This window comes from Mesorhizobium sp. BHbdii (assembly GCF_053848045.1).
On the sequence record NZ_JBSPKX010000002.1, the window covers coordinates 645,846 to 664,428 of the forward strand.

Below are 18,583 nucleotides of genomic sequence, written 5' to 3' on the forward strand. Positions count from 1 at the left end.
TCTGGTGAGATTCGTGCGACGCGCTTCAAGTCCTTGTTTTTATGCATGTCGTTGTCCCAAAACCGCAACGCACTTTTGGGCGAAATGCATTAAACAATTCCAATCAGCATGAAGCGCGTATAATTTTTTGTCTGCAGTTCGCCGGAGAACCGCACCTCCCGTAGCGCCGCCATTGCTTCAAAGGCTGCAAGTGAAGCCACGCAGTTGATGTGCGTCGGCTCGCTGAAATAATCGTTCGATTGCAACAGTACATTCGTGCCCCGCGGAAGCAGAGCAAGCCAGGCGGGCAGGTCGGCTATGTGTTCGCAGCTCGTATTGACCACCAGGTCGGGCCGCCCGGCCGCATAGTCGAGTACGTACATGTCTGCCGTGAGCGCCCGGAACCGGTCGCCGGCTTCCCGGTTGAGGGTCCGCGCGACCGGCGCGACTTCGGGATCGATGTCGATGCTGTCGACCGCCGCGACGTCGAAGCGGGCGTCGTTGAAAAGCATTGCAGGCAATACGCCGTACCATCCGCCCAGAACCCATACGCGCCCGAACCGGCCGCCGCAGCTTTCGAACAGCCTGTCGAGCGCCCACATCTTGCAGGCGACCTGCTTGTGGTTGAAGGCGTTTGCGATATCGGCCTTCGGATGCTTGGCGATGACGCGCGCCAGCCCTGCCACGAGAGGGCAGTTGACATAGGCAGCAATTCCCCGCGTGAGGTCCAAGGCTTGCTCGTGCCAGTCCATGCCGGCATTGCGTGGCTGCGTGACATCCATCATATTTGTCTTGTATGTTGGGATTTCGGGCGACACAACGCAATCTTGCCTCCCGCAAGGCTGTTGATTCGCGGACGTGATTATGCAGCAAGCCGCTTCGCCATTGCCCGGTGCCGGAGAGAGCCTGTTGCATCTGTCCGGACCATCGGCGTCCATCCGCCAGCACCAGCGGCGCAGCTGCAGCCTCGTGCTGCTCGGCTATTCGCCAAAACCCTACGGAAGCCCCGAACCATTTGGCCAGCTGCTTTCTTCGCTGATCAACAATGCCCATGGCGTTGTCATCGACCATGCGCCGGAACTGGATCGCGCCGCCTCGCAGGTTCCTTCCTTCGTTGAGCGCAGGACAATCTCCGTGCGCTGCAGCTTCGAGCTTGTCGTTGGCGACGAAGAAATTGCCGATACGCCATTCGCCAGCAGGTGCTTTTACATCCTGCATGCATTCAACTGAAGGGTCCACAGCCGCATATGGAACCCAGCCTAGCCCGCTATATCTGGACGCACACCAAGAAGCAGCAGCTCTGGATATTGATGATCGTCATGCTTTCGATGATCCCGTATTTCATGTCCTTCGACCTGCCGAAGCTGATCGTCAACGGCCCGATCCAAGGTAGCGGCTTCGAGCAACCGGGCGCGACCCAGCCGTTCATGAGGCTGCACTACAACCTGCCGTTCATCGGAGAGGTCCAGTTCTTCTCCGGTTTTCAGCTCGACCGCAAGGAGACGCTGTTTGCCCTGAGCATTGTCTTCCTCTTGCTAGTCGTCATCAACGGCCTGTTCAAACTCTACATCAACACCTACAAGGGCCGCCTCGGCGAACGCATGCTGCGGCGGATCCGCTTCGATCTTCTCGATCGTGTGCTGCGCTTTCCCCCGGTTTACTTCAAGCGGGTGAAATCCGCCGAAGTGGCGACCATGGTGAAGGACGAGGTGGAGCCGCTGGGCGGCTTCATCGGCGATGCCTTCGTGCAGCCGGTGCTGCTCGGCGGCCAGGCGCTGACGGCCATGCTGTTCATCATGATCCAGAACTTCTGGCTCGGAATGATAGCCGCCGTGATCGTGGCGTTCCAGATCGTGCTCATCCCGCGAATGCGGCGGCGGCTGATCGTGCTCGGGCGCCAACGGCAGTTGACGGCGCGCGCGCTTTCGGGCCGGATTGGCGAAATCGTCGACGGCATCGGCGCGGTTCACGTCCACGATACATCAAACTACGAGCGCGCCGACATAGCTGCCCGGCTCGGGCTCATCTTCAAGATCCGCTTCGATCTTTACCAATGGAAATTCATGGTAAAGTTCCTCAACAATTTTCTCGCGCAGGTCACGCCTTTTCTGTTCTACATGATAGGCGGGTACCTAGTTATCCAGGGGCGGCTGGATGTCGGCCAGCTAGTGGCCGTGATCAGCGCCTACAAGGAACTTCCCGGACCGATGAAGGAACTGATCGACTGGGATCAGGCGCGGCAGGATGTCCAGGTCAAATACCAGCAGGTCGTTGAACAGTTCACCGTCGATGGTCTCATCGCGCCGAGAATCGGGGCATTGACGATCGACGCTCCCGAGCCGATGACCAAACCCCTGTCGGCGATCAGTCTGTGCATTGCAGACGATGGCGGTGCAATGCTCCTCGACCGTATCTCCCTCCAGGTCAAGCCGGGTGAGACGGTGGCGCTGGTCAGTACCGCAACAGGTGGGGCCGAGGCGCTTGCAGAAGCCTTCGCGCGGTTGAACTGGCCGGACAGCGGAAGGGTCGTTTCGGGCGCCGACGATCTGCTTGAACTCCCCGAAGCAGTGACCGGCCGGCGGATGTCCTATGCCTCGTCGGATGTTTTCCTGTTCCAGGCAAGCCTCCGCGATAACCTGCTCTATGGGTTGAAGCATGCGCCGCTGACATCGGTGACTTATGACGATGCTGCGGCAGACCAGCACCGCTGGAACGTCCACGAGGCGCGCCGGTCGGGCAATCCGGAACTTGATATCCACAGCGACTGGATCGACTATGCTGCCGCCGGCGCTACCGGCCCGCACGACCTGTTTGAAGCCGTGCGCCGGGTGCTCGACGCGGTTGTTCTGTCGCGCGACATTCTGGATCTTGGCTTGCGCTCTTCGGCCGACCTCACGCGTCATACGGAGCTTGCCAGGCGGATCGTCGAACTGCGTGCGGCGCTGCGAAGCCGGCTGGAACGCGAAGGGCTGAGCGGACTGGTGGTTCCTTTCGAACCGGGCGCCTACAACAAGGAAGCAACGATCGGCCAAAACCTGCTCTTCGGCGCTGCCGCCGGCCCCGAACTGGCCGACAGGGCTCTAGCGGCCAATCCCTATTTTGCTTCTGTGCTGAGGCAAGCCGGCCTCGACCGCACGCTCTACGAAATGGGCATGGAGATCGCCGAACAGGCGATCGAGCTGTTTGCCGACCTGCCGCCCGATCACCAGTTCTTCCAGCAGCTCGCCTTCATGAGCGCCGAGGAGATACCCGCCTACGAAACCTTGCTGCAACGGCTCAAGAACCGTCCCTACGAGGCGGTTTCGGAGAGCGACCGCGCCATGATCGTCTCCTTGAGCTTTGCCTATATCGAGCCCCGGCACCGCTTCGGACTGCTGAGCGACGAGCTGATGAGCAAGATCGTCGCTGCACGCAACCGGTTCCATGAAAACCTGCCGCCCGAGCTGAAAAATGCAATCGAACGGTATGATCCTGCCAAATACATTGCGGCGGCCACCGTCATGGATAATGTCCTGTTCGGGCGTGTGGGCAACAACCATCCCGACGCGCCGGACCGCATACGGACCATCGTCTATGACATTCTTGACGAACTGGGGCTTTACGCCGAACTTCTGGATGTCGGCCTGGACTTCAATGTCGGCTCCGGCGGCAGGCGGCTGACCGGTGGACAGCGACAGAAGCTCGATGTTGCCCGGGCCCTGCTCAAGCGTCCCGATTTTCTCATTCTCAACCGCCCGCTGTCGGCGCTCGACCAGCGCATGCAGGATAAGGTGCTGCGAAACGTGCTCGAGGAAGCCAGGCGCGACGGCCATTCGCCGGCAATTGTGTGGGTCCTGACGAACCCGGCAATGGCGATGATGTTCGATCGCGTTATCGTCTTCGACGGGGGTCAATTGGTGGAAGACGGAACACACGAGACACTTTTGGCAGGGAACGGTATCTTCAAGGAACTGCTGTCATAGAGCAACGGACATTCAGATGGGATCATTCTGCCGGTGGGAATTTGCTGCAAGGTCGAGGGATTCAGCGAAGGGCGTAGCGGGAATACATCCGCGCCGAAACCCGAAGCATTTGCCGCAAATTCACCGGCTCTTCTGGTTTCGGCTGGCGGGCGCCCATTTGTCAGGCGGCATCGCCCGATCGCCCGACATCGGGCTCGCCGCCTTTCGCGTGGTCGTCTCGCCATTCCGGGAAACAGAACTAATTCCATCTGGGCGGCCGTTGCTCTAGTCTGGCAAACGCGAATTTTGGGAAGGTTTGCGACAATGCTGCTCAAGGACGAAGTTGGAATGCTGCAACGCGTTCCCTTGTTCTCTGCTATCGAGCCGACAAAGCTCAAGCTGCTTGCGTTCACATCCGATCGTGTAAGCTACAGTGCCGGCCAGATCCTTTTCCGGCAGGGCGACGAGGGAGACGCCGCCTATGTCATCCTTTCAGGCAGGGCGGATATCCTGGTCGATTCCGACAGCGGACCGATAAAAGTTGCCGAACTGGAGCCAAATTCGATTGTTGGCGAGATCGCCATATTGTGCAACAGCTCCCGCACGGCCACCGTCAGAGCGGCAAGTCCGCTGGAAGCGTTGAGAATCAGCAAGGATCATTTCCTGAGGCTTATGAAGGAGTTCCCGGAAATGACCATCGAGATATTGCGGGTTCTTGCCGATCGCCTAAGCCATACGACCGCGGATCTGATCGATGCACGAAGCGCCAAATAACGGATGACGTCCGCTCGATCCTCGCAGTCGTGATGGCACCGGCCTCTTGCTGAGAAGGTCACCCGGGAAAACCTGTCTCGCCTAGCAGCAGTTGTTTGGCTACGATGGGCGACGGGGACTGCGAAGGGGTAGCATGGACGACGACGTTTTCCTGGTCAGGTTTTGGGGCGTGCGCGGCAGCATTTCGGTATCGGGGCCAGAATTCTCTCGCTATGGCGGCAACACAATCTGCATTGAGATGCGATGCGGTAAGCATACGCTTCTATTCGACGCAGGCTCTGGCCTACGACCTGCCGGCGGGGCGCTTCAGGCTCTGGGCGTGACCGATTTCGACCTGCTTTTCACCCATTGCCATTACGATCACATCATCGGGTTGCCGTCTTTTGCGCCGATCTATGACCGGAGCGTTAAGGTTACGCTTTGGTCCGGGCATCTTGCAGGACACATGACGACCCGGCAGATGGTCGATAAGTTCATGCGGCCGCCGTGGTTTCCGATGAAACTGGAGTTCTGCAAGGCAAGGCTCGACTATCGCGATTTCGTATCCGGAGACGTGCTTCGGCCGCGCGAAGGGGTGGTGGTCCGAACCGGCAGTCTTACCCATCCGGGCGGCTGCATAGGCTACCGGGTCGAATGGGGCGGCCGCGTCGTGGCGGTGATAACAGACACTGAGCACGAGCCGGACAAACTCGATCAGGCGGTGCTCGGCCTGATCGAAGATGCCGACCTCGTCATTTACGATTGCACCTACACCGAGGAGGAAATGGAACGCCGCCGCGGTTACGGGCACTCGACATGGCAACAGGGCGCCAAGCTCTGTGAGGCGGCCGGTGCGCGCGGGCTTGCGCTGTTTCACCACGATCCGACACGCACCGACGAGGAACTGGATGAGATCGAGAAACTGGCCAAAGACAGGTTTGCCGGCGCTTTTGCCGCGCGGGATGGCCAGACGCTCACATTTCCAGTCTCATTGCACAAAAAGCGCTGAGCTATTTTCCTCTACCGGCGCTGCGCCCGATCAGTGTCCTGATCGGAAGCCATGCGCAGGCTTCAGTCTGTGCTGTGACTGTGAACAGCCGTTCGAGGAAAAGCCAGGCCGATTCATTATGTACGAGATGGTGGGTGAGCAGGCCGACCGGTTCGCCGCCGTCGAATGCACGCTGCAATTGCGCGATGATAGCCTGAACCAATGAGCCATGATCGCGGCAGCCGCGCGTGCCATGCCAATCCATGATGTCGACATTGCTGTTGATGACCGCCAGTGAAGCCGGCTTCGGCGGCCCATAGACCGACAATGCCGCAAATCCTATCGATCCAAGGTCGGATACCAAGCCGGCGTCGATCCTGTTCCAGGGTGGCACCAGCATCGGAACGGCACGTGCGCCGTGCAGGCCGGTTACGTGCGACAGCCCGCGAGCCAGATCATCGAGCACCACCTCGCGTGGCCGATGCGCGCCGAGCTCCTGCTTTTTCTGGTCCTCGGGCGCATGATTTCGGTGCGTCCAACCATGGATGGCGACCGTGGCATGTGGCGCCTCGTTAAGCCGGGCGACAAGCTTCTCACCAGTCAGGGCCGGAATGACGGCCAGAGTGACCGGAACCGCGAATTCACCGGTGAGGTCGAGCAGCCGATCAAGCGCCGGCGTCGGCTCCACGGCGTCATCGTCACGCAGCCAGAACTCTGCCTTACGGTCCGCCCGTTGCCGGCACGCCAGTTCTTCCACCAAGGGCTGCCAGATCTGATCGGATGTCATGAAACCGGGATCCTCGCAAGAAGTTCGGCCAGACGCGCCGCTGCAACACCGAGGGAGCGTTCTTCGAGGATGAAACGTCTGGCTTCCGCGGCCATGATGGTTCTTTCGTCGTTACGGGCCAGAAGCCTTTCAATGGCAGAAGCGAACGCCGCCACATCGCCCGCCGGGGTGAGAAACCCGGTCTGGCCATCCCGCACGACCTCCGGCACGCCGGCGATGTCCTGAGCCACCACCGGAAGACCGGCGGCCTGTGCTTCAAGATAGGCAACACCATAGGCCTCGCCGTAACCCGGCCAGACGTAAATTCCCCCACCGTAGAGGACGTCCGGCACGGCGGCTGGCTCAATCGCGCCAAGCCATTCGATACGGTCGGCGGGAAAGCCGGCGAATTGCGCTTTGATCTCGTCACGGGCAGGCCCATCCCCGACCACCGACATGGTCCAGGGCAGGTGGCCGATCGGACCGAGCGCCTGCGCCAGCATGCGATAGCTTTCGACTTTGTCGCCCGGGCGCATCATGGCGACGGTAACGAGGCGCGTCGGACAACCCCTTGCCGGCATTTCCCGAAATTCCGATGTGTCGATGAAGGGCGAAAGCAAACCGAGAGCGGCGTCGGGAATCGCAACTGTCAGTCCATGACGATCCCTTTGCGTGAAGCAGATGTTCAGCGCTGCCTGTTCGACGGCTCGCGCCACCAACGCTTGGGTATCGGCCCACAAACCGACGTTGCGCCGCCTCGAATAGGAGGCTTCCGCTGTCACATAGGGGATAGCAAAGGCCGACGCCAGTTCGGGTCCGATCAGGTCGGGCGCCTTGTAATAGGGATGATAGGAGAACCAGAGATCGGGCTTGCCGTCACGATCCCAAAGCCTTGTCAGCCGCGCGGCTTCCTCTCGGGCCTCGATCTTGAGCGCAGCGAAACTTTTCGACTCCGGTTCGCGTAGATAGAAGCGCAATTCGGATACTAGTTCGACGCTATGCCCTCCATGCTCCAGCGCCTTGACCAGCATCCGTGCCATCTGGCGGTCGCCGGAGGCAACGGGATGATTGGGCGACTTCAGCGGCGCGTAGAAGGCAATTCGCATCGCCGGACCCTATCATCGGAAAACCTGCGCAAGTCAATTTCGAAGCATGATCGACTTCACCTTCAAGCAGTGGAATGTGCTATCTGATGCTCATGGAAACAGCTGCCGCGTCCGACCCGTTTGTCGCTTCTTTGCCGGTCTTCGCAAAGTTCGAAAGCGTTGCCGATATCGATAACTATCGGCCTCTCCCGGATGGCTGGGCGCTAGCCACCGCTGACATCGTCGGCTCGACCAAGGCGATCGGGGCTGGGCGCTATAAAAACGTCAATATGGCCGGCGCCAGCGTCATTTCGGCGCTGCTCAATGCGCTGGGGCGGCAAGATCTTCCCTTTGTCTTCGGCGGCGACGGCGCGCTCGTGGCGTTTCCCGGCTCGGCGCTGGAGATCACCCGCAACGCGCTGGCGGCTGTCCAGAGATGGGTGGCGGACGAACTGGACCTGACCTTGCGTGCCGCAATCGTGCCGATAAAGGATATAAGAGCGCAAGGCCTCGACGTTCGCGTGGCTAGGTTCCGGGCCTCCGAAGCGGTCTTCTATGCCATGTTCGCCGGCGGTGGCGGCAGTTGGGCGGAAGCCGAGATGAAAGCGGGGCGCTACCGCATCGATCCTGCGCCAGCCGGCGCGCGGCCGGATCTGACCGGCCTCTCCTGCCGCTGGGACCCGATCGAAGCCCGGCATGGCGAAATCGTCTCGATCATAGCCATACCGGGGGCGTCGCGCGACTTGCGCGGTTTTCAGTTTCTGGCTTCCGACATCATCGCTCTTGCCGGCAGGCAGGAACGCGATGGCCACCCGGTGCCGGTGAACGGGCCGGGCTTCAGTTTTCCGCCCGCCGGCCTCGATATCGAGGCGCGGGCCATGGCGCCGGCAGGATGGCGATGGCTGTCGAAGCTGTGGATATTGTTTCTGATGACGCTTACGGCTGTCACCGACAGATATGGCTGGACGATCGGCAGTTTCGATCCGAAGGTCTACAAACGCGACGTGGCCAGCAATTCGGATTTCCGGAAGTTCGACGACGGCTTGAAGATGACCATCGACGTTGACGCGAATGTGTTGCAACAGATCGAGGACCGGCTGAAACAGGCGGAACAGGCGGGCATCTGCAACTATGGCCTGCACCGCCAGAAATCGGCCTTGATGACATGCCTGGTCGCCTCGCCGCTGCAGCGCGACCACGTTCATTTCATCGACGGCGCCGCCGGCGGCTATGCGATGGCCGCCGCAAGCCTGAAGGCGAAGGTGCCGGTCTGACGACGGCTTGCGGAAATCGATTTTCCGCAATATGCCTCGGTGTTCTTGGGGAACCAGGTGAGCCTCGCCATGGGAGCGGACGGCCTGTCCGAATTGACGGAAAGCAGATTTTTGGACGCCTCACGATCGACATATGACCGTCTTCTGAACCGGATTTCGACGCGCGCCGCGCAAGTCGGCGTGATTGGACTGGGCTATGTCGGGTTGCCGCTGGCGGTCGCGATCGCACGCGCCGGCTTTCCGGTTTCCGGCTTCGACGTCGAAGCCCAGAAGGTCAAGAAGCTGAACAACGGCCAATCCTACATTGAGGCGGTGACATCGACAGCCCTTGCCGGCCAGGTGGCGAGCGGACGGTTCCGCGCCACTGCGGATTTTGCCGAACTGGCCGTCTGCGATGTCATCATCATCTGCGTTCCGACACCGCTGACGAAAAACCGTGAGCCGGACCTCTCCTTTGTCAGGAACACGGCAGGCACCATCGCGAAGCATCTGCGTCTCGGCCAACTGATCGTGCTGGAATCGACCACCTATCCCGGCACCACCGACGACGTGATCAAGCCCATACTGGAAGAAACCGGCTTGCAGTCGAAAATAGACTTCTTCCTCGGCTTCTCGCCCGAACGTGAGGATCCCGGCAACCGTAGCTTTGAAGTCGCGACGATCCCCAAGGTCGTGGCAGGCGACGGCATTGAAGCGGCGACGCTCGTGCAGGCTTTCTACCAGGGCGTGGTCAAGACCGTCGTTCCGGTTTCCACCACGGCGACCGCCGAGGCGGTCAAGCTGACGGAAAACATCTTCCGCTCGGTCAACATAGCCCTGGTCAACGAGTTGAAGGTCGTGCTCGGTGCGATGGGCATCGACATCTGGGAGGTGATCGAGGCGGCAAAGAGCAAGCCCTTCGGCTACATGCCTTTCTATCCTGGCCCCGGACTTGGCGGGCACTGCGTTCCGATCGATCCCTTTTACTTGACGTGGAAGGCGCGCGAATACGAACTGCCGACCCGCTTCATCGAACTGGCGGCAGAGATCAACACGGCCATGCCGCGTCATGTGGTCGATGAACTGGCGAAGGCGCTGGACCGGCGCTGCGGCAAGGCGCTCAGCCGCTCGCGCATTCTCATCATCGGGCTCGCCTATAAGAAGAATGTGCCCGACATCCGCGAAAGCCCCTCATTGCGGCTCATTGAACTCATCGAGGAATGGGGCGGCAAGGCGGAATTCCACGATCCGCATGTTACCGAGATCCCGACCACGCGGGAGCATATGGCGATCAAGGGGCGGCGCTCGGTCGAATTGACCGAGGCGGCCTTGAAGGATTTCGACGCTGTCGTCGTTGCAACCGACCACGACGCGATCGATTATCAGGCGATCGCTGATCACGCTCTTCTGATCGTCGACACACGCAATGTTTTTGGCCGACTCGGGCTAGCCCGAGAGACGGTTGTGAAGGCCTGACGGCGCATTTTTTACCTGATGGCAGGATCATGATTGCACTCCGCCGGCAGCCTCGCCACATAATGCCCCTTCGCCGGCTTTTGCCGTCAAAGGGCACTATTGACTTCGAGGGTCTTATCTTTGTGTCGTTAGAAAGGAGAATGGCTCGTCTTCGACGGGTCTCGAGATAGCATGAGCACAGCGCAAGCAGAAATTTCCACCATTCTCATGGATAAGGTTGCCGATTGGCTGACCCAATCGGCGCTGGCGGGCGACGACTTGGAAACATTGGTAAAGGGCTTTTGTGAACGGCTGGCTGCTGCCGGCCTGCCGTTGAAGCGGGTGCATTTGAGCTTTTCGATGCTTCATCCGCTTTATGACGCGCTTGGCTTCACCTGGCTTCGCGGCCAGGGCATGGAAGTGGAAGGCTTCCGCAAAAAGGACGGCGTTCATTCTGACAGATTCCTGACCAGCCCATACTACCATCTGCTCAGCAACAAGCTCGACCATCTGAGGCGCCGGCTCGACCCGTCGGTGCCGTCGGAATTTCCTGTTTTCGATGAACTCAGGCTTATGGGCGTGACCGATTACATGGCTTTCGTCCATCCCTTCAACGGCAATACCAGTCAGGGCATGATCGGGTCCTGGTCCACCGACAGCGCTTCAGGCTTCAGCGACAGCATGATTTCAGCGCTGCTGCGCATCCAGAACCATCTCGCTATCGCAACCAAGATGGCGGTGCTCACCAAGCTGGCCGACAACATGATGACCACTTATCTGGGCGGCGACGCTGGCAGGCGCGTGCTGGACGGCCAGATCAAGCGTGGCGAGGGCGATACAATCCGGGCCGCACTGGTCATGGCCGATATGCGCGGGTCGACAAGGCTTGCCGAAACTTCCGGCCGCGAAATCTACATCGATACGCTGAACCAGTTTTTCGATGCCATTGCTGCACCTTTCAATCGCAAAGGCGGGCAGATCATGAGTTTCATAGGTGATGGTTTTATTGCCGTCTTCCCGTGCGAAAGGCACCGTGCGCAGTCCGAGATCGCCTGCCAGGCTGCTCTTGCGGCAACGCACAAGGCCACCGCGCGCATGATGGAACTCAATCTGCGCAGAAAGGAGCAGGGATTGGGCGACATAAAATTTGGCATCGGCCTGCATGTCGGCAATGTGATGTTCGGCAATGTCGGACTTACCGACCGGCTAACATTCTCTGTCTTCGGCTCGGCTGTAAACGAGGTCCAGCGCCTCCAGACCCTGACCAAGAAATATCCGCACAGCATCCTCGCCAGTAAAGACTTCGCCGGCTATTGCGGCGCCAACAGCTGGCTGACGCTCGGCAAGGAGGGACTGGCGGGTATCAAACAGAAGCTGACGGTGCTTTCACCCGATCTGTCGGGTGCTCTCGCACTCGATGAGGACGGCACGCTGGAGCCGATTTACGACCGAATATCCGACGCCGAGCAGGTCATGCTGCTTCATCGCGATGCAGCGCGGCTGTCGGCGGGCGCCCCGAGGAAGCTCCAGTAACCGCCCCGATCTGATCCGAACGCCTTTGGTATGCAGCCCGGTCGCCGTTCCGCCAGGGAACTGGCGATTGTTTCGAATCCAAGTTGCTCTAGGCTGGCAATGCGCTAGTCTCGCCTTTTGGACCTGCCAGAGTGGGGCTGGTATGAGAATGAATTCGGGCGTTGATCTGCTGCGGATCGAGGATGTTGGCATCTCTTTTGCCATTATCGGGGGACCGTTGCATGCCGTCAGGCGTGCAAATCTTCGCGTCCTCCCCGGCAAGGTTACCGCGCTTGTGGGCGAGTCGGGTTCCGGAAAATCGGTTATCAGCCAGGCAGTGATGGGCATTTTGCCGAACACAGCCCAAGTTCGCGGCCGTATCCTGTTTTCCGATCCTGAAAAGCCCGGCACGACGCAGGATATCCTGCAGATGCCGCGTGACGGACCCGATATCCGGGCGTTGAGAGGCAGCCGCATCGGCAAGATCTTTCAGGAGCCGATGACATCGCTGTCGCCGCTGCACACGATCGGCAACCAGGTCAGCGAATCCCTGCAGATTCATACGCCCATGGCTCGAGCGGAGCGCAAGGCGCGGACCGAGGAAATGCTCGGCCTTGTCGGGTTCCCCAATCCCAAGCGCGCCTATGACATGTATCCCTTTGAACTTTCGGGAGGAATGCGTCAACGCGCCATGATCGCGATGGCGCTTATCTGCCGGCCCGCCTTGTTGATCGCCGACGAGCCGACGACGGCGTTGGACGTCACCATCCAGGCGCAAATCCTGCAATTGCTGCGCGGGCTTCAGACCAAGCTGAACATGGCGATGCTACTGATCACGCACGACCTCGGCGTGGTCGCCAATGTCGCCGACGAGGTGGTGGTCATCTACCATGGCGAGATCATGGAAGCGGGACCTGTCGAGGCGATATTCCGCCGGCCAGGTCACCCTTACCTGAAGGGCCTGATGGCAGCCGTTCCGCATTTCGATCTGAAGCCTGGCGAAAGGCTAAAAGCGCTCCGCGAGGTGCCGGTGAATGTCGGGAACCTGCTCGGCAAGCAGACGGCGCCGGCGTCGAAGGGGCCGGACGACGTCCTGCTGTCGGTCAGGGATCTGAAAAAGACTTTCACCACCCGCAAGTCCGGATGGTTCGGAGCGGGTCATCAAACCTCTGTTCGCGCCGTGGACAGCGTGAGCTTCGATATCAGGCGGGGTGAGTGCCTGGGTCTGGTCGGCGAAAGCGGCTCCGGCAAAACCACCGTCAGCAAGATCCTCATGCGGGCTGTCACCCCTAGCGGCGGCTCTGTGATCTTCAACGGCCGCGATGGACCGATCGACGTCTTGGAAGCCGAGGGAGACGCCCTGCGCATGCTGCGCGCGAAAATCCAGATGGTCTTCCAGGATCCGGTTTCGTCGCTTTCACCTCGCATGACGGTGGAGAACATCTTGAGCGAGCCGCTGGAAATCCATCAACGTGGCCATGCCGCGTCCCGACTCGCCACGGTAAAGAGCCTGATGCAGGCAATCGGGCTCGATCCGCGCTTCATCAAGCGTTATCCGCACAGTTTCTCCGGCGGGCAGCGTCAGCGTATCGGCATCGCGCGCGCGTTGGCGCTGGGGCCTGAACTCCTGATCTGCGACGAGCCGGTTTCGGCACTCGATGTCTCTGTCCAGGCGCAGATCCTGAACCTTTTGAAGGACCTGCAGAAGGAACTGGGCCTGACCTACCTGTTCATATCCCACAATCTGGCGGTGGTGGACTACATGGCAGACCGCATCGCGGTGATGTGCGGCGGGCGTATCGTCGAGCTTGCGCCGCGCGAAATCCTGCTTAGGAAACCGGTCCACCCCTACACCCGCTCACTGGTTGCCGCAGTACCTTTCCCCGATCTCGACAGGCCGATGGATTTCAAGACGCTGAAGCTCAGCGGCGCTTCCGACACCAGCGCATGGGGACCGCAATTCCGCGACGAGGGCGACGAGGATATGCTGTCGCCGCTCGATCTTGGCGGCGGCCACCTCGTGCTGGCCCGACGTTCGGCCGATGTCAGCGAGTTACGCCATTGATCAGCCGGCGCACCGTCCTTGGACTCATGGCTTCGGCATTTCTGCCGGGCACGTCGCGCGCCGGCGATCTGGAGCCGGAATTTCTTCAGCCACAGCTGAAGGCCAAGGCGCTGCCGGCACTCGCCGAACGCCTGCCCAAGAGCCCGCGCGCGCTGAACCTCGCCGCGATGGGCAGGCAGCCCGGCCAGTATGGCGGCACGCTGCGCACGATCATCGGCAGCCAGAAAGATATCCGGATGATGACGATCTACGGGTATGCTCGCCTGGTCGGCTATGACGAAAAGCTTAACTTGCAACCCGATATCCTCGAAAGTTTCGACGTAGCGGATGATCGCGTCTTCACTTTCAAGATTCGGGAAGGGCATAAATGGTCTGACGGTAGCCTGCTGACGCCGGAGGATTTTCGCTATTGCTGGGAAGATGTCTGGCTGAACGATGAGCTTTCGCAAGGCGGGCTTGCCCCGGCCCTGCTGGCGGACGGCAAGCCGCCACGCTTCGAGATCGTCGATCCGTCGACGGTCCGCTATAGTTGGGATGCGCCCAATCCCGACTTCCTGCCCAAGCTTGCTGCTGCTTCGCCGCTATCGCTTGCTCTGCCGGCCGCCTATCTCAAGCAGTTCCACAAGAAATACCAGGATCCATTCCGGCTCGCCGGCCTAATGAAGGAGAACCGGGCCAAGAAATGGACGCTCCTGCATATCCGCATGTCGCGGCAGTATCGCCCGGAGAACCCGGAACTGCCGACGCTCGATCCCTGGCAGAACCGGACCAAGCCGCCGGCCGAGCAATTCGTCTTCGAGCGCAACCCGTTCTTTCATCGAATAGACGAGAATGGCCGGCAACTGCCCTATGTTGACCGGATCGTCATGAATGTCAGCTCGTCGGCGATCATCTCCGCCAAGACCGGTGCGGGGGAGAGCGACCTGCAAAGCATGGGAATTGACTTCAGTGATTACTCCTTCCTGAAGGACGCGGAGAAGCGCTACCCGGTGAAGATGCATCTCTGGAAACGCACACAGGGTTCGCGGCTGTCGCTGCTGCCCAATCTGAATTGTGCCGACCGGACGTGGCGTGGCCTTTTGCGTGACGTGCGCGTGCGCCGCGCACTTTCGCTCGCTGTGGACAGGCGCGAGATCAATATGGCCGTGTTCTACGGACTGGCGCAGGAAAGTGCCGATACGGTCCTGCCGGAGAGCCCGCTCTACCGGCCGGAATTCGCGAAAGCCTGGATCGCCCATGATCCCGACCAGGCCAATGCCTTGCTCGACGAGGTCGGGCTTCAGACGCGTGACGATGACGGCCTGCGGATACTTCCCGATGGGCGCCCAGCGCAGATCATAGTGGAAACGGCCGGCGAAAGCACGCTGGAAACCGACGCGCTCGAACTCATCACCGATCACTGGCGCAAAATCGGGATCGCCCTGTTCATCCGGACTTCGCAGCGCGATATCTTCCGCAGCCGCGCGCTTGGCGGCCAGATCATGATGTCGATGTGGTCGGGCATCGACAATGGCGTGCCGACCGCCGACATGAACCCGTACCAGCTGGCCCCCACCATCGACGACCAGCTGCAATGGCCGCTCTGGGGTGCTCACTACTTGTCTCACGGCAAGGTCGGTGAGGCGCCCGATCTTCCGCCCGTGGTCGAGCTGATGGTTTTGCTCAAGCGCTGGAACGCATCGACCGAAGCCACGGAGCGCGCCGAAATCTGGAATTCGATGCTGTCGATCTACACCGATCAGGTGTTTTCGATCGGCACCGTGAACGGAACTCTTCAGCCGGTCCTAGTGTCCTCGCGGCTGCGCAATCTGCCTGACAAGGCGCTCTACGGCTATGACCCGACCGCCTATTTCGGTGTCTACATGCCGGATACATTCTGGCTTGGAGAGTCCTGAGCGTGCTTCGATATCTTGTCTGGCGCATCGCCGTAATGGTTCCAACGCTGCTGGTCATATCGGCACTGGTGTTCACGATCATCGAACTTCCACCAGGCGACTATTTCGACAGCCATGTTGCCGAGCTTCGGGCTCTGGGCGAAGCGGTGGATTCCGATCGCATCGAGATGATGCGCAAGGACTATGGTTTCGACCAGCCACCGGTCATTCGCTACTTCTACTGGGTCGGCGGGATGCTACGCGGCGATTTCGGCTATTCCTTCGAATATGAGATGCCGGTTCGCGACGTCGTCGGGGACCGAATGTGGCTGACCGTGCTGGTTTCCTTCGTCACGATCATCTTCACCTGGCTCATCGCCTTTCCGATCGGCATGTACTCCGCCACGCATCAATACAGCTGGGGCGACTACGGCCTGACTTTCTTCGGCCTTCTCGGCATTGCCATTCCGAACTTCATGCTGGCGCTGATCCTGATGTATTTCGCCAACATCTGGTTCGGCACATCCATCGGCCATCTCATGGACCAGCAATATCTCGGCGAGCCGATGAGCTGGGCCAAGGCGAAGTCGATCCTCGCCCATCTCTGGATTCCGGTCTTGATCATCGGCACCGGGGGCACGGCAAGCATGATCAGGCGGCTGCGCGCCAATCTTCTCGACGAGCTACACAAGCAATATGTCGTGACCGCGCGCGCCAAAGGACTTCATCCGTTCAAGGCGCTGGTCAAATATCCGCTGCGCATGGCGCTCAATTTCTTCATTTCCGACATCGGCTCTATCCTGCCGGCCATCATTTCCGGCGCCGAAATCACGGCGATCGTGCTGTCTTTGGAAACGACCGGGCCGATGCTGATCAAGGCGCTGCAAAGCCAGGACATGTATCTGGCAGGGTCATTCCTGATGTTTCTCGCCTTCCTGACGGTCATCGGTGTCCTGATTTCCGACCTGGCGCTGGCGCTGCTTGATCCACGAATTCGTTTGCAGGGCGGCAGCACCAAATGAACACGCTTTCCCCGCTGCCCGCTCCAGGTGCTCCACTGCAACACTACGTTTCCATCGCGCCCATTGACCTGCAGTCGGTCGAGGCGATGACGCCGGAGCAGTCGAAGGTCTTTCAGGCGTCGCAGTTGCGGCTGATGTGGTGGAAATTCCGAAAGCACCGGCTTGCCGTTATATCCGGCGTATTCCTGGCAGCGCTTTATTTCGGGATACTGATCTGCGAGTTCCTGGCGCCCTACGATCTGCACACACGCAACATGGACTACATCTATTCGCCGCCGCAGCGGGTGCACCTGTTCCACAACGGCCAGTTCGTTGGGCCGTTCGTCTATGGCCGCCAGATGACGCTGGATATGGAGACGCTGAAGCGGAACTACATCGAGAAACAGGATGATGTTCAGCGGATCCGTTTCTTCTGCAAGGGCGACAGTTACCGGTTCTGGGGCCTCATCGAAGGTGACTGGCATTTTGTCTGCCCTGCCGAAAACGGCCAGCTCTTTCTGGCCGGCACTGACAGGCTGGGGCGCGATGTGCTCTCGCGCATCATCTATGGCGCACGCATTTCACTGACAATCGGCCTCGTCGGCATCAGTTTCAGCTTCCTGCTCGGCATTGTGATCGGCGGACTGGCCGGCTATCACGGCGGTATCTTCGACCTGATCGTTCAACGGATAATCGAAGTTCTGCAATCGATCCCCAGCATTCCGCTATGGCTGGCTCTGGCGGCGATCATGCCGATAACCTGGAGTCCGATCCTGATCTATTTCGGCATCACCATCATTCTCGGGCTGCTCGACTGGACCGGACTGGCGCGGGCCGTGCGTTCAAAGCTTCTAGCCTTGCGCGAGGAGGATTACGTTCTGGCCGCGCAATTGATGGGCGCCAAAAGCAGCCGCATTATCGGGCGGCATCTCATTCCCGGCTTCATGTCGCATCTGATCGCGACGGCGACGATCTCCATACCCGGCATGATCCTGGGCGAGACGGCGCTGAGCTTCCTCGGGCTAGGCCTAAGGGCGCCGATAACCAGTTGGGGCATCCTGCTCACCGAGGCGCGCAGCGTCAGCGTCATCGCGTTCTATCCATGGCTGCTTTTGCCGATGCTCCCCGTCATTCTCGTCATCTTGGCGTTCAACTTCCTCGGCGACGGGCTGCGGGACGCCGCAGACCCCTACAAGTGAGATCGCTACTCCGCCGCCGGGCCGCCGACTCCATCCGGTATGATCCTTTTCGGCAGCCTGTTCGGTTATTGCAGTGTTCATCGTTCGCTTCTATATGTGGCGAGACGCGATCGGGGTTTAATACGTGGCCCTCGGGTTTCACCCGTGAACCGTTCTGGTCGGGGGCATTGCCGATCTCTTGAGCTGGTTTCAGGACACACAGACGCAAATGACTCGCCTCGAGAATTTCATCAGCAGGATGACCGCACAGCGCGACATTCTCGATCAAGTTTGCCCCGAGGTGGCGAAGATGGAAGGGCTGGTGCTTGAGCTCGGCCTCGGCAATGGCCGGACGTTCCACCATCTGCGCGAGCGCCTGCCCGGACGCCGGATCGTGGTGTTCGACCGCGAACTTGGCGCACACGCCAGCTCAATTCCCGAAGCTGAAAACCTCGTGCTCGGCGAAATACGCGAGACGGCGAGCAGGTTCATTGGCATCGACGCGGCTCTTGTTCATGCCGACATCGGCACCGGCTATGACGATCGCGATGCAGTGACCTCTACCTGGCTTCCCGATCTGATCGCGCGCCTGCTTCGCGTGGGTGGCATAGCGGTCAGCGGCACGCCGCTCGATCACCCGCTGTTGCAACGCCTCCCGCCACCGCCTTCGGTGCCCGCCGATCGTTATTTTGTCTGCAGGCGCGTGTGAGGGGCTAGACGACCCAAATCTTCA

At 60.1% G+C, this 18,583-nt stretch carries 15 protein-coding genes; 12 read left to right on the top strand and 3 right to left on the bottom strand.

The window, feature by feature from the left end:
• Positions 1-89 precede the first annotated feature (89 nt).
• Entirely contained in the window at positions 90-764 is a 675-nt protein-coding gene (locus ACWTU8_RS15885) for a class I SAM-dependent methyltransferase (RefSeq protein WP_455848893.1), read from the bottom strand.
• 79 nt (positions 765-843) lie between these two features.
• Between ACWTU8_RS15885 and ACWTU8_RS15890 the strand changes: the two genes are divergently transcribed.
• The 4 genes from ACWTU8_RS15890 (at position 844) to ACWTU8_RS15905 (ending at position 5,682) form a co-directional block, all read left to right on the top strand.
• The gene (locus ACWTU8_RS15890; RefSeq protein WP_455848894.1) at positions 844-1,209 is read left to right on the top strand and encodes a hypothetical protein; all 366 of its coding nucleotides are present in this window, start codon (positions 844-846) and stop codon (positions 1,207-1,209) included.
• A 17-nt stretch (positions 1,210-1,226) separates the two neighbouring features.
• A complete protein-coding gene (locus tag ACWTU8_RS15895; protein WP_455848895.1) occupies positions 1,227-3,941 on the top strand; it encodes an ABC transporter transmembrane domain-containing protein in 2,715 nt (904 codons plus the stop codon).
• A 303-nt stretch (positions 3,942-4,244) separates the two neighbouring features.
• Positions 4,245-4,694, top strand: a complete 450-nt coding sequence (locus tag ACWTU8_RS15900; RefSeq protein ID WP_029349567.1) for a cyclic nucleotide-binding domain-containing protein — start codon at positions 4,245-4,247, stop codon at positions 4,692-4,694.
• A 133-nt stretch (positions 4,695-4,827) separates the two neighbouring features.
• On the top strand, positions 4,828-5,682 hold the full coding sequence (locus tag ACWTU8_RS15905; protein WP_455839187.1) for an MBL fold metallo-hydrolase: 855 nt from the start codon (positions 4,828-4,830) through the stop codon (positions 5,680-5,682).
• Between the two features lies 1 nt (position 5,683).
• On the opposite strand, the gene ACWTU8_RS15910 is transcribed toward ACWTU8_RS15905, so the two are convergent.
• Together ACWTU8_RS15910 and ACWTU8_RS15915 are read right to left on the bottom strand one after the other, a co-directional pair.
• Entirely contained in the window at positions 5,684-6,448 is a 765-nt protein-coding gene (locus ACWTU8_RS15910) for a polysaccharide deacetylase family protein (protein ID WP_455848896.1), read from the bottom strand.
• Positions 6,445-7,533: a glycosyltransferase family 4 protein gene (locus ACWTU8_RS15915; RefSeq protein ID WP_455848897.1), complete on the bottom strand. Its 1,089-nt coding sequence runs from the start codon at positions 7,531-7,533 to the stop codon at positions 6,445-6,447. The genes ACWTU8_RS15910 and ACWTU8_RS15915 overlap by 4 nt, the downstream gene beginning before the upstream one ends.
• Positions 7,534-7,625: 92 nt before the next feature.
• On the opposite strand from ACWTU8_RS15915, the gene ACWTU8_RS15920 reads away from it, so the two are divergent.
• The 8 genes from ACWTU8_RS15920 (at position 7,626) to ACWTU8_RS15955 (ending at position 18,559) form a co-directional block, all read left to right on the top strand.
• Positions 7,626-8,786, top strand: a complete 1,161-nt coding sequence (locus ACWTU8_RS15920) for a DUF3095 domain-containing protein (RefSeq protein WP_455849077.1) — start codon at positions 7,626-7,628, stop codon at positions 8,784-8,786.
• Positions 8,787-8,897: 111 nt separating this feature from the next.
• Positions 8,898-10,241, top strand: coding sequence for a nucleotide sugar dehydrogenase (locus tag ACWTU8_RS15925; RefSeq protein ID WP_455849078.1), 1,344 nt, complete (start codon positions 8,898-8,900; stop codon positions 10,239-10,241).
• Positions 10,242-10,412: 171 nt separating this feature from the next.
• Entirely contained in the window at positions 10,413-11,753 is a 1,341-nt protein-coding gene (locus ACWTU8_RS15930; protein ID WP_455848898.1) for an adenylate/guanylate cyclase domain-containing protein, read from the top strand.
• 148 nt (positions 11,754-11,901) lie between these two features.
• Complete coding sequence (locus ACWTU8_RS15935) at positions 11,902-13,797, top strand: ABC transporter ATP-binding protein (RefSeq protein ID WP_455839311.1); 1,896 nt, start codon at positions 11,902-11,904, stop codon at positions 13,795-13,797.
• A gap of 26 nt (positions 13,798-13,823) precedes the next feature.
• Complete coding sequence (locus ACWTU8_RS15940; RefSeq protein ID WP_455848899.1) at positions 13,824-15,692, top strand: ABC transporter substrate-binding protein; 1,869 nt, start codon at positions 13,824-13,826, stop codon at positions 15,690-15,692.
• A gap of 2 nt (positions 15,693-15,694) precedes the next feature.
• Entirely contained in the window at positions 15,695-16,693 is a 999-nt protein-coding gene (locus ACWTU8_RS15945) for an ABC transporter permease (RefSeq protein WP_065006533.1), read from the top strand.
• The gene (locus ACWTU8_RS15950; protein WP_455848900.1) at positions 16,690-17,871 is read left to right on the top strand and encodes an ABC transporter permease; all 1,182 of its coding nucleotides are present in this window, start codon (positions 16,690-16,692) and stop codon (positions 17,869-17,871) included. Before ACWTU8_RS15945 ends, ACWTU8_RS15950 begins: the two co-directional genes overlap by 4 nt.
• Before the next feature lie 208 nt (positions 17,872-18,079).
• Complete coding sequence (locus ACWTU8_RS15955) at positions 18,080-18,559, top strand: class I SAM-dependent methyltransferase (protein ID WP_455848901.1); 480 nt, start codon at positions 18,080-18,082, stop codon at positions 18,557-18,559.
• Positions 18,560-18,583 lie beyond the last annotated feature (24 nt).